The sequence below is a fragment of the Luteimonas sp. MJ250 genome (genome assembly GCF_039548455.1).
Lineage (GTDB): Bacteria > Pseudomonadota > Gammaproteobacteria > Xanthomonadales > Xanthomonadaceae > Luteimonas.
This window is the reverse complement of sequence record NZ_JBCLVB010000011.1, coordinates 596,921-608,818: the sequence shown is the minus strand read 5'-3', so window position 1 is coordinate 608,818 and position 11,898 is coordinate 596,921. Positions and strand designations below refer to the sequence as shown.

Below are 11,898 nucleotides of genomic sequence, written 5' to 3'. Positions count from 1 at the left end.
CTGGCGGGCCGGTGGTGGCTGCTATTATCCCCCGTTCAAGCCCTCGCCGCCCCGGACGTCCCATGACCCGACGCACCACCCTTATCCGCAGCGCCCTGCTGCTCCTGCTGCTGGCCATGTTCACCGTGTCGGGCTGCGCGCGGATGAAGGGCATGTTCAAGGACAAGGAGGTCGACGAGGGCGCGGCCGTCGAAACCCTGTACGACAAGGGCCATGGGCTGATGCGCCGCGGCAACTGGAACGCCGCCACCACCACCTATCGCCGCCTGGTCGCGCAGTACCCCTACGGCACGTACACCGAGCAGGCGCTGATGGAAATCGCCTATGCGCAGTACAAGATGGGCCGCCACGACGAGGCCGTGTCGTCGGTCGACCGCTTCATCCGCACCTATCCCACGCACCGCAACGTGGCCTATATGTACTACCTGCGCGGCCTGGTGAACTCCAGCCGCGACACCGTGTTCCTGCAGCGCGCCTGGAACCTCGATACCAGCCGCCGCGACCTGGCCACGCCCATGCAGGGCTACAACGACCTGCGCATCGTGTCCGAGCGCTATCCCAACAGCCGCTATGCCGCCGATGCCCGCAACCGCATGGCCGCGCTGCGCAATACCTTCGCCCGCCACGAGATCGAGACCGCGCTGTACTACATGCGCCGCGAGGCCTGGGTCGCCGCCACCGAGCGCGCCCGCTACCTGCTCGAGACCTACCCGCAGAGCGAATACCAGAACGACGCCGTGGCCGTGCTCGCCGCCGCCTATGCCGAACTGGGCAACGACACCCTGGCCACCGACGCCCGCCGCGTGCTCGAGCTGAACGAGCCCGACCACCCGTACCTGAGCGGCAAGTGGCCGGACTACCCGTGGACGATCCGCAAGCTCAACCCCTTCGCCACCGAAAAATCCGCCATCCAGTAGCCCAAGGCGCTGTAGGAGCAGCCATGGCTGCGATCCCGTCAGTGGGGGTAACGATTGGTGATCGGGTAGCGGCGCTCGCGACCGAAGGCGCGTCGCGAGATCTTCGGGCCCGGCGCGGCCTGCTGGCGCTTCCACTCGCCGCGGCGCACCAGGCCCACCACGCGGTCCACCACCGCGGCATCGAAGCCGGCCGCGCAGACCTCGTCGCGCGACTGCTCCTGGTCGACGAAGCGCAGCAGGATCGCGTCCAGAACGTCATAGGGCGGCAGTGAATCCTGGTCCAGCTGGTTCTCGCGCAGCTCCGCCGAAGGCGGCCTGGCGATCACCCCCGGCGGGATGACCGGCGCCCCGCCCACCGTATTGCGCCACTTCGAAAGCCCGTAGACCTCCGTCTTGTACAGGTCCTTGATCGGCGCGTAGGCACCGGCCATGTCGCCGTAGATGGTGGCGTAGCCCACGGCGTACTCGCTCTTGTTGCCGGTGGTCAGCACCAGGCCTCCGAGCTTGTTCGACAGCGCCATCAGGATCACGCCGCGCGCGCGCGACTGCAGGTTCTCCTCGGTCACGTCCACCTCGTGGCCTTCGAAGGCATCGCCCAGGCTGCCCAGCAGGCCGTCGAACGCCGGCCCGATCGGCACCGTCATCATCTCCACGCCCAGCGCGCGGCACTGCTCGGCGGCCAGGTCGTTGCTGAGGTCGGCGGTGTAGCGCGACGGCATGCGCACCGCGGTCACGTTCTCCGCGCCCAGCGCCTCCACCGCCATCGCCAGCACGATCGACGAATCCAGGCCGCCCGACAGCCCCAGCCATGCGCGGCGGAAACCGTTCTTGCCGAAATAGTCGCGGATGCCGCGCACCACCGCGCGCCAGGCCAGCGCGTCCATGCTCTCGTCGCCGTCGTCCATCCACACGATGGGCGTGAACGCGCGACGCGCGACGTCGTAGTCCACCACCAGCCACTGGTCGGTGAACGCGGCCGCGGCCGGATGCACCGTACCGTCGCCGTCGGCGACCACCGATGAGCCGTCGAACACCAGCGCATCCTGCCCGCCAACCACGTTGAGATACGCCAGCGCCGAGCCGGTATCGCGCGTGTGGGCCGCGATCATCGCGTCGCGCTGCGCGTGCTTGCCGCGCTCGAAGGGCGAGGCATTGGGCACCAGCACCAGCTGCGCGCCCTGTGCCACGGTGTCGGCGATGGGCTCGACGAACCACAGGTCCTCGCAGACCAGCAGGCCCACCGGCACGCCCTTGACCTCGAACACGCAGCTGCCGCCGTCGGGATCGACGTGGAAGTAGCGGCGCTCGTCGAACACGTTGTAGTTGGGCAGCTCGCGCTTGCGATAGGTGCGCTCGACCTTGCCCTCGCGCAGCACGCTGGCCGAGTTGAAGAGGATGCTGCCGGCCGACTCCGGCCAGCCGACGATGGCGACGATGCCGGTCGCCGCGTCCGCGATGGTGCGCAGCGCCTGCTCGCAGTCGGCCAGGAACTGCGGCCGCATCAGCAGGTCTTCCGGCGGGTAGCCGCTGACCGCGAGCTCCGGGAACACCACGATGTCGGCGCCGTACTCGTCGCGGGCCTCGCCGATCATGGCGGCGATGCGCGTCGTGTTGCCGGCGACGTCGCCCACCGGGAAGTCGAACTGGGCGAGTGCGATGCGGAGCGTTTCGGTCATGTCGGATCCCGGAAATCGGCAGGTCTGGAGTGGCCACGATGGTCGCATGCCGCCTTCGGAAGCGCGCGATCGGCTGCAGGCCACGGGGCGTCCGTGCCAGCGCCCGGCTCGAGGAGCAGCAGCTGCTTCGGCCCCTCGGACACCTGCCAGAACAGCCCGGCCCCCGTCCGCTTCTCGAGGATGCACGCATCGAACGAGGCCGTCACCCGATCATCGACGGCGCTCTGGCTGGCAAAGAATCCCGCCAGCAGATCCAGGTGATGGCGCTGGAATTCGGCAGCATCCGGATAGAAGAACGACGGCCGGAGACTGCTGTTGAATGCTTCGTACGCGGACGCCTGCGGCGCATCTTTGTGCATCGCGAAGCGCGTGCTGATGGGCTCGATGACCTCGTACTCGATGCTGTGCGCGCGTACGGACACCCCGTACAGCTCGAAGCCTTCGCGGCCCGGCAGCGTGAAGAAGATGCTCCCCACGGACCGGTCGGACGGAACCCCGCTGCGGGTGCGCGCCTGTTTCGCCTCCCTCGCGACCCGCAGCAGGTCCACGGGCCGTCCCGTTTGCTCGTGCTGCACGAACAGGCGGCAGAAAAGCACCATCAGGAACACATCGCCCGAAGCGGCCACCACGCCGTACTTCCACGGATAGACCTTGCGGTAACTGTCGAGCACCAGCTCGGGTACGCCCCGGTTTGACTCCCCGGAAAGGACCGCGCAATGATCACCGGCCAGATCAGGTGGTCCTGCACATCGGCGGCGATGATCAGCGACATTGCTGGCCAGGCTCCATGAATTCGCACCGAAGATAAAGGAGCTATCTACGTGCCTGGCAACTTCATCGTCAAGGCAAGCCAGTCGCCCTTCCTCGCCGGAGAGGCGAAGGCCGCCGGTCTTCCGACGCTGCCCGACTCCCGTGTGGAGCTGTTCGACGAAGGCTTCGTGCTCAAGGACAGGAACACCGGCAAGCCGCTTCCCAACGTCCCCTACCGCATCCTGCTCAAGGATGGCAGCTACCTGCATGGGGTGACCGACGCAGCCGGGCGCACACAGGTGGTGGCGGCGGCGGAGCCCGAAGGCCTGGTCCTGGAAGTAGGGGAGCAGACGCGATGACCGGCGCCGACTCCGGCCTGCTCTACAGGCGCATTGCCGACTCCGTCATGTCCACCACGAACAACCTGGTCCGCAGGGACGTGCTGCTCGAGACCCCGGACGAAGTGCTGCATGTCGAGGCCATCGAGCTTGCACCCGCCATCACCGACGAAGACGGGGACGAGGTCGACGGTTCGACCGAGCCGCAGGCGGCGCCCCACAAGCACCCGATGGTCAAGATCCAGCCTGCGACCAACCGGATCGCGCATCGCGAACTGAGGATCCGCGTGTGGAGCGAAGGCCGCCCCGATGGCCACCACGCGGGGAAAACCGTCACTTGGTCGATGGCCCCGCTGTTCGTGGCTCCCGTCGAAGAAGGCCAGCAGGAAGGCGATCCCGATTTCCGGGGCGACTGGGCCCGTGCCGCGGCCGGGCACCGCGACCGTTTCGAAGCGCCGGCGGACTTCACCGCGGAAGGCTTCACGCGCAGCAGCCAGCAGCAGGCCACCACCGTCGTAGACGACACCGGCCACACCGCCATCCGCATCAACCTGGCGCCCATCGCCTTCAACGCGGCGCGCATCAGTGCCCAGCTGGAAGGTGAAGACAGCGCGGTGGAGCTGATCGACCTGGAAGTCCCCGGCATCATCGTGATCGACCCGGGGCACGGAGGCGACAGGAACGAAACCAGCTCCACCGCCAACAACGCGACATCGCACACCAGCCGCATCCTTGAAAAAGAGCTGACGCTGGATTTCGGACTGCGCACCAGGACCGCACTGCGCACGCTGCGGGTCGATGACAACACCAACCTCCGGATCCACATGACGCGCGACGAGGACGTCAACCCGCCCGGCGCGAGCCGGGCGCACGTCGGGCGCGACAACGGCGCGGACATCCTGCTGAGCATTCACTTCAACGGCTTCAACGGCACCGCGCGCGGCACCGAAACCCTGGTCAGGCGAAGCAGCGACAACGTGAACCATGGCGAGGATGTCGCGCTGGCGGAGCGCGTCAACGAAGCCGTGTACCAGACCGTTCTTGCGCACGATCCCGGCGCCCTCGACCGCGGCGTCAAGGACCAGCAACTCGCCGTGCTGAGCGATACGTCGCTGGGCAATTCCGCCAACTACCATCCGCTGCGCGCGGCGCTTGTGGAAATCGAGTTCATCGACAACCTGGCAGTGGACGAACTGCTCAACACCCGCGATAACTACGAGCAGGTGCGGCAGGACATTGCCGATGCCATCGCCGACGCACTGATCGAAGATCTGAGGCGGAATCCATGAAGCACGCGCGCCCGCTCCCAACCATGCGATCGGGCCTGGCGGTACTGTTCGCGGCCGGGCTGCTACTTGCGTCCGGATGTTCCGCGGGCGCCCCGGGCCCCGCAACCGTGCAGGCGGCGACCACTGCCACCGTCACGGAGCCGGGCCACGTTGGCCAGGACCGGATGGAATACCAGTTGGTCCCCGGCGCCCCCGCTGAAGACACCGCCTCCCGTCCGGACACCGCACCGATCAGGCTGCTTGGACGCGGAACAAGCTCGCGGATCGTGGACCGCGACGGCACCGTCGTCCGCGACGGACGCAGCGGCGCATCCATCTACGGACTGGAGCTGAACCCCAGCCAGAACATGGCGCTCATCTACTTCGGGGATGCGGAGTACGCGATCGCGTCCGTCGGCACGCCCGACGATGCCTCCGCGCTGCCGACGATACCCCCGGGCCTGGAAGACGCCACCGGATTCACCTGGCATTGGCTGGATGATGCCCACCTGCTGGGCGAAGCACACCTGCCTCCGGCCGACGTGGCAGGACGCACCGCGTCCGAAATCGATGCACTGCCGCCCGCTGCCGTCCTGCTGTACGTCTACAGCGTCGAAGACAGACACCTGGCAAGCGTCGAGACCAGCGACGACCTGCCACGGCTGTTCCAGATCCATGCAACGTCAGGCTGGAACCTCACCCTGCTGACGCTGGGAGAAGACGCCGAGCGCAGCCTCGGAGCGACCATCGAGCGTACGCCGCGGCCCGCCCCGCCCCTTCCACATCACTGATGCGTTCGCGCAATGAAAAAGGCCGCCCGAAGGCGGCCTTTTTCTCTCGCTCCTGCACGACCGCTGGCGATCAGCCCGCCAGGCGCTTGGCGATGGCCGCACCCAGGTCACCCGGCGAACGCACGGTGGTGACACCGGCCTTCTCCATCGCGGCGAACTTGCCTTCCGCCGTGCCCGAGTCGCCCGAGGCGATCGCGCCAGCGTGGCCCATGCGCTTGCCCTTCGGGGCCGACGCACCGGCGATGAAGCCCACCACCGGCTTGGTCACGTACTCGGCGATGAACTCGGCCGCTTCTTCCTCGCCCGAACCGCCGATCTCGCCGACCATGATGATGCCCTCGGTCTGCGCATCGTCCTGGAACAGCTTCAGGCAGTCGATGAAGTTCAGGCCGTTGATCGGGTCGCCGCCGATGCCGATGACCGTCGACTGGCCGAGGCCGGCATCGGTGGTCTGTTTGACCGCTTCATAGGTCAGCGTGCCCGAGCGCGAGACGATCGCGATCTTGCCCGGCATGTGGATGTGGCCCGGCATGATGCCGATCTTGCACTCGCCGGGGGTGATCACGCCGGGGCAGTTCGGGCCCACCAGCACGGTGTCCGGATAGGTGGTGACCAGGGTCTTCTTGACGCGCAGCATGTCCAGCACCGGGATGCCCTCGGTGATGCACACGATGACCTTGATGCCGGCATCGGCGGCCTCGAGGATCGCGTCGGCCGCGAACGGTGGCGGCACGTAGATCACCGACGCATTGGCGCCGGTCTCGCCCACGGCATCGGCCACGGTGTTGAACACCGGCAGGCCCAGGTGCTCGGTGCCGCCCTTGCCGGGGGTCACGCCGCCGACGACCTTGGTGCCGTACTCGAGCATCTGCTCGGCGTGGAAGGTGCCCTGCGTGCCGGTGAAGCCCTGCACGATCACCTTGGTGTTCTTGTTGATCAGAACGCTCATTTCTTCAGGATCCTTGGAATGGGGCTCAGGCGGCCTTGGCGGCTTCAACGGCCTTGCGGGCGCCGTCGTTGATGTTGTCGGCGGCGGTGATGGCCAGGCCGGAGTTCTTCAGGAGCTCCTTGCCCGCGTCCACGTTCGTGCCCTCGAGGCGCACGATCACCGGCACCTTGACGTCGACTTCCTTGACCGCGGCGATGATGCCTTCGGCAATCATGTCGCAGCGCACGATGCCGCCGAAGATGTTGACGAAGATCGCCTTCACGTCGTCCGACGACAGGATCAGCTTGAACGCCTCGGTCACGCGCTCCTTGGTGGCGCCGCCGCCGACGTCGAGGAAGTTCGCGGGCGACCCGCCTTCCAGCTGGATCACGTCCATCGTCGCCATCGCCAGGCCCGCGCCGTTGACCATGCAGCCGATATTGCCGTCCATGGTCACGTAGTTCAGGTCGTGCTGGCTGGCCTTGACCTCGGTCTCGTCTTCCTGGCGGATGTCGCGCATGGCGACCAGCTCCGGGTGGCGGAAGCCGGCGTTGTCGTCGGAGTCGACCTTGCCGTCGAGCACCGCCAGGTTGCCGTCGGTGAGGATGGCCAGCGGGTTGAGCTCGACCAGCGCCAGGTCCTTCTCGTTGAACAGCTTGTACAGGCCCAGCATGATCTTCGACAGCTGGTTGACCTGCTTGCCGGTCAGACCCAGCGCGAAGCCCATGTCGCGGCACTGGTAGGGCTGCAGGCCCTGGATGAAGTTGACGTTGAGCGACTGGATCTTCTCCGGCGTCTCGGCGGCCACCTGTTCGATGTCCATGCCGCCTTCGCTGGAGGCGATGAAGGTCACGGTCTGGGTCGAACGGTCCACCAGCACCGACAGGTACAGCTCCTTGTCGATGTCGGTGGCCATGGTGACCAGCACCGAGTCGATCGGCAGTTCGATGCCGGCGGTCTGGTAGGTCGCCATCTTCTTGCCGAGCATGCCCTTGGCGTGCTCGCGCACCTCGTCGAGCGAGCGGCAGAGCTTGACGCCGCCGGCCTTGCCGCGGCCGCCGGCGTGGATCTGGGCCTTGACCACCCAGAAATCGCCGCCGATGGCCTTGGCGGCATCAACCGCCTCTTCAGGGGTCCGGGCGACGCGCCCGGCCGGGACGGCAATGCCGTAATCGGCGAAGAGCTGCTTCGCCTGGTACTCGTGGAAGTTCATGTGGGGTCCGTCGTGGGAAAGTGGGACACAGCGCCGACCATTATAGTGCGCCAACGCCCACGGAGCCCGCCCGAGTGCCCATGACCCCCACCGATCGCGCCATGAGGCGCGAGCTGTACCTCCTGGCCCTGTACCGGACGCTTGAGGCCGCGCTGCTGGCGCTGGCCGTTTTCGGCCCGCTGCAGGGCGTATTCGGCGGCGAAGCGCGGGACCCCGCCCTGGCCGTGGCGGTGGCCGCCACCTATCTGGTGGCCGCGGCCGTACTGCTGCTGCTGTCGGGCCGCGAATCGGTCCCGCTGCCGGCGCAGGTGATTTTCGGCGTGATCATCGACATCGCAGCCGCCACCCTGGCCACCCACGCCCTGCCCCATGCCGGCCCGGGCATCGCGATGATGCTGCTGTTCAACGTCGGCGCGGCCGCCCTGCTGCTGCCGCTGCACCTGGGCCTGGCCGCCGCCGCGCTGGCCTCGGGCGCCCTGGTGGCGCAGTACATGGTGGTGGTGATCGCCGGCAGCCCGATCCGCGAGCGCCCGCTGGCCGAAGTGCTGATGTTCTCGGTCAGCTACCTGGCGATGGCCTCGCTGACCAACTTCCTCGGCCGCGACATGCGCGAAACCCGCACCCTGGCCGACAAGCGCGGGGCCGAGGCCGCCAACCTCGCCGAAATCAACGAGCTGATCATCCGCCGCATGCGCGTGGGCGTGCTGATGGTCGACGGCAGTGGCCGCATCCGCATGGCCAACGAGGCCGCGCGCATCCTGCTGGGCGAATCCGGGCCCGAGCCGGAGGGCCCCGCGCGCACCCTGCCGAAGATCTCCCCTGCGCTTGCCATGCGCGTGGCCGAATGGCGCCGCAGCGGCGAGGCCGACGACACCCCGCTGACCATCGGCGAGGACGGCAACGAAGTGCTGCCGCGCTTCGCCCGCCTGCTGGCCACCGACGACACCACCCTGATCTTCCTCGACGACACCTCGCTGGTCTCGCGCCGCGCCGAGTCGCTCACCCTGGCCGCCATGGGCCGCTTCTCCGCGAGCCTCGCGCATGAGATCCGCAACCCGCTGGCCGCGATCAGCTACGCCACCCAGCTGCTGGAGGAATCGCGCGACATCGGCGACAGCGACCGCCGCCTGCTGCAGATCGTCCACCAGCAGTGCATGCGCACCAACGCCATCGTCGAAAGCGTGCTGAGCCTGGCCCGGCGCGAACGCGCCCAGCCCGAGCAGGTGGACCTGGTGGGCCAGGTGCGCGCCTTCATCGACGACTACCGCCAGACCTGCCCGGAAGAGAACGCCAGCCTGCGCCAGGCCGGCCAGCGCCCGGAGGTGCCGGCCATGGTCGACCCGCGCCACCTGCAGCAGGCGCTGACGTCGCTGACCAACAACGCCGTGCGTCACGGCCACCAGCCCGGCGAGGCCGCCCGCATCACCATCAACGCCGACATCCTCGATGGCAGCCCGGTGATCGAGATCACCGACCGCGGCCCCGGCATCCCCGACGCCGTGGCCCACCAGCTGTTCCGGCCCTTCTTCACCACCTCCGAGCACGGCACCGGCCTGGGCCTGTACATCGCCCACGAGCTCTGCCGCGCCAACGACGGCCGCCTGGAATACGTGTCCCTCCCCGGGGGCGGCGCCTGCTTCCGGATCACCCTGCGCAACGGCTCCGCCATGCTGGGCTGAGCCTTGTACCTTTGACACTCGTCACACTATGGTGAAAAGTGCCAAAATTGGTCACCACGGACAGGCACGCAAGAATTCCCATGACAGACGCCCGCAGCGCCCTCATCGTCGACGACGAGCACGACATCCGTGAACTCCTTGTCCTGACCCTGGGCCGCATGGGCCTGCGCACCGATACCGCCGCCACCCTTGCCGCCGCGCAGGAACTGCTGTCCCGCGGCAAGTACGACCTCTGCCTGACCGACATGCGCCTGCCCGACGGCTCCGGCCTGGAGCTGATCAGCGACATCACCACCCGCTTCCCCGAAACCCCCGTGGCCATGATCACCGCCTACGGCAACGTCGAGGCCGCAGTGGAAGCGCTGAAGGCCGGCGCCTTCGACTTCGTCTCCAAGCCGGTGGACATCAACGTGCTCCGCGGCCTGGTGCGCCAGGCGCTTGAGCTCAACGCCCGCCGCGCCGCCCAGCCCGAAGAGGCCGGTCGCCTGCTCGGCGGCTCGCCGGCAATGGTCGCCCTGCGCGAAACCATCGCCAAGGTCTCGCGCAGCCAGGCGCCGGTGCACATCAGCGGCGAGTCCGGCACCGGCAAGGAGCTGGTGGCGCGCACCATCCACGCCCAGGGCGCCCGCGCCGGCGGCCCCTTCGTGCCGGTCAACTGCGGCGCCATCCCCACCGAGCTGATGGAAAGCGAGTTCTTCGGCCACAGGAAGGGCAGCTTCACCGGCGCGCATGCCGACAAGCCCGGCCTGTTCCAGAGCGCCGACGGCGGCACCCTGTTCCTGGACGAAGTGGCCGAACTGCCGCTGGCGATGCAGGTCAAACTGCTGCGCGCGATCCAGGAGAAGAAGGTGCGCCCGGTCGGCGCCCAGACCGAAATCGACGTTGACGTGCGCATCCTCTCGGCCACGCACAAGGACCTCAACGCCCTGGTGAATGCCGGCAGCTTCCGCCACGACCTGTACTACCGCATCAACGTGATCGAACTGCACGTGCCCGCCCTGCGCGACCGCGACGGCGATCTGCCGCTGCTGTCCGACGCGATCTTCGCGCGCCTGGCGCAGGCCATGCACCGCAGCGCGCCGAAGCTTGGCCCCGAGGCGCTGGCCGCGCTGGACGGCTATGCCTTCCCCGGCAACGTGCGCGAGCTCGAGAACGTGCTCGAACGCGCCATGGCCCTGGCCGACAGCGACCACATCACCGCTGCCGACCTGCGGCTGCCGGGCGGCCACAACAACGTCCACTCGCCCGGCCGGCTGCCGCCGATGGCGGGCAGCGCCCAATCGCCGGGTGCGATGAACCCGCGCGAGACGGCCTCCAGCGCCCTGCCTTCATATATAGAAGAGATCGAACGCGCCGCCATCCAGCAGGCGCTGCAGGAAAGCCGTTACAACAAGACCAAGGCGGCGGCGGCGCTGGGGATCACGTTCCGGGCGTTGCGGTACAAGCTCAAGAAGCTCGGGATCGACTGACCCGAAACGCTGCAGGAACGGCTATGGCACCTGCGTCGGTGGGTATCTCAAAGCATCCAGCCACTGGCGCAGCATGCCATTGACAACATATGTCTTTGACAGCATAATCGCTGCATGACATGGACAGTCGAATTCATCAGCGAGTTTGAATTGGAGTTTGATCAGCTCACCGAAGCCGTCCAGGACGAACTCTTGGCCCAGGCAGCGGTGATCGAGCAATTCGGCCCAGCAGCCAGACGTCCGCGCGTTGACACTCTCAATGGCTCCCGTCACACCAACATGAAGGAGCTGCGCTTTGATGCCCATGACGGCACATGGCGCGTCGCATTCGCCTTCGACCCGCGCCGCCGAGCCATTTTGCTGGTTGCAGGTGACAAGTCCGGCGGAAGCGAAAAGCGCTTCTACAAGCAGCTCATTGCAACCGCGGACAAGCGCTTCGACGCCCACCTTGAACGAATAAAAGACAAGTAGACATGAAAAACCCGGTCACGACCCTGAATCAGAAACTGGCACAACTTCCGGCAGACAGGCGCGCGCGCGTGAATGCACGCGCAGCCGAACTCATCGCCGAAGAGTTGTCCCTGCAGGATCTCCGCAAGGCCATGAACTGCACCCAGAGCCAACTCGCCAAGACGCTCAACGTCGGCCAGGACACCGTTTCACGCTACGAGCGGCGCACCGACATGCTGCTGTCCACCTTGCAGGGCTACGTTCGCGCCATGGGTGGCGAACTGGATCTGGTCGCGAAGTTTCCGGATCGCCGCCCCGTGCGGATCAAGACGTTGCGCGACCTGGCTGGTTCAGCGAAGTAGGACCGACTGGCCCAGGCCGGCGCAGTAGCCAGCCCAACCCCATAGCCCGCTCGCGCC

General features: G+C 67.4%; 12 protein-coding genes. 8 read left to right on the top strand and 4 right to left on the bottom strand.

Translation table 11 applies throughout. From position 1 onward, the window contains the following. Positions 1-62: 62 nt before the first annotated feature. The gene (locus tag WCE37_RS09500; protein WP_343279127.1) at positions 63-917 is read left to right on the top strand and encodes an outer membrane protein assembly factor BamD; all 855 of its coding nucleotides are present in this window, start codon (positions 63-65) and stop codon (positions 915-917) included. A gap of 38 nt (positions 918-955) precedes the next feature. On the opposite strand, the gene WCE37_RS09495 is transcribed toward WCE37_RS09500, so the two are convergent. Both WCE37_RS09495 and WCE37_RS09490 read right to left on the bottom strand, forming a co-directional pair. Next, positions 956-2,593 (bottom strand): NAD+ synthase, encoded by a 1,638-nt coding sequence (locus WCE37_RS09495; RefSeq protein ID WP_343279126.1) that lies wholly within the window; start codon positions 2,591-2,593, stop codon positions 956-958. Next, positions 2,590-3,264, bottom strand: coding sequence for a hypothetical protein (locus WCE37_RS09490; protein WP_343279125.1), 675 nt, complete (start codon positions 3,262-3,264; stop codon positions 2,590-2,592). The genes WCE37_RS09495 and WCE37_RS09490 overlap by 4 nt, the downstream gene beginning before the upstream one ends. Before the next feature lie 150 nt (positions 3,265-3,414). Between WCE37_RS09490 and WCE37_RS09485 the strand changes: the two genes are divergently transcribed. The 3 genes from WCE37_RS09485 (at position 3,415) to WCE37_RS09475 (ending at position 5,740) form a co-directional block, all read left to right on the top strand. Next, on the top strand, positions 3,415-3,702 hold the full coding sequence (locus tag WCE37_RS09485; protein ID WP_343279124.1) for a hypothetical protein: 288 nt from the start codon (positions 3,415-3,417) through the stop codon (positions 3,700-3,702). After that, complete coding sequence (locus WCE37_RS09480; protein WP_343279123.1) at positions 3,699-4,970, top strand: N-acetylmuramoyl-L-alanine amidase; 1,272 nt, start codon at positions 3,699-3,701, stop codon at positions 4,968-4,970. Before WCE37_RS09485 ends, WCE37_RS09480 begins: the two co-directional genes overlap by 4 nt. Before the next feature lie 164 nt (positions 4,971-5,134). Continuing rightward, a complete protein-coding gene (locus WCE37_RS09475; protein WP_343279122.1) occupies positions 5,135-5,740 on the top strand; it encodes a hypothetical protein in 606 nt (201 codons plus the stop codon). A gap of 70 nt (positions 5,741-5,810) precedes the next feature. Here WCE37_RS09475 and sucD read toward each other — a convergent pair whose 3' ends face one another. Then, entirely contained in the window at positions 5,811-6,689 is an 879-nt protein-coding gene (sucD, locus tag WCE37_RS09470; RefSeq protein ID WP_343279121.1) for a succinate--CoA ligase subunit alpha, read from the bottom strand. Positions 6,690-6,714: 25 nt separating this feature from the next. Then, positions 6,715-7,881, bottom strand: a complete 1,167-nt coding sequence (gene sucC / locus WCE37_RS09465; protein ID WP_343279120.1) for an ADP-forming succinate--CoA ligase subunit beta — start codon at positions 7,879-7,881, stop codon at positions 6,715-6,717. A gap of 80 nt (positions 7,882-7,961) precedes the next feature. Between sucC and WCE37_RS09460 the strand changes: the two genes are divergently transcribed. From WCE37_RS09460 to WCE37_RS09445, 4 genes are all read left to right on the top strand, one after another. Further along, positions 7,962-9,560, top strand: coding sequence for an ATP-binding protein (locus tag WCE37_RS09460; RefSeq protein ID WP_343279119.1), 1,599 nt, complete (start codon positions 7,962-7,964; stop codon positions 9,558-9,560). Positions 9,561-9,640: 80 nt separating this feature from the next. Next, positions 9,641-11,029: a sigma-54 dependent transcriptional regulator gene (locus WCE37_RS09455; RefSeq protein ID WP_343279118.1), complete on the top strand. Its 1,389-nt coding sequence runs from the start codon at positions 9,641-9,643 to the stop codon at positions 11,027-11,029. 114 nt (positions 11,030-11,143) lie between these two features. Next, the gene (locus WCE37_RS09450; protein WP_343279117.1) at positions 11,144-11,500 is read left to right on the top strand and encodes a type II toxin-antitoxin system RelE/ParE family toxin; all 357 of its coding nucleotides are present in this window, start codon (positions 11,144-11,146) and stop codon (positions 11,498-11,500) included. Between the two features lie 2 nt (positions 11,501-11,502). After that, positions 11,503-11,841, top strand: coding sequence for a helix-turn-helix transcriptional regulator (locus WCE37_RS09445; RefSeq protein WP_343279116.1), 339 nt, complete (start codon positions 11,503-11,505; stop codon positions 11,839-11,841). Positions 11,842-11,898 lie beyond the last annotated feature (57 nt).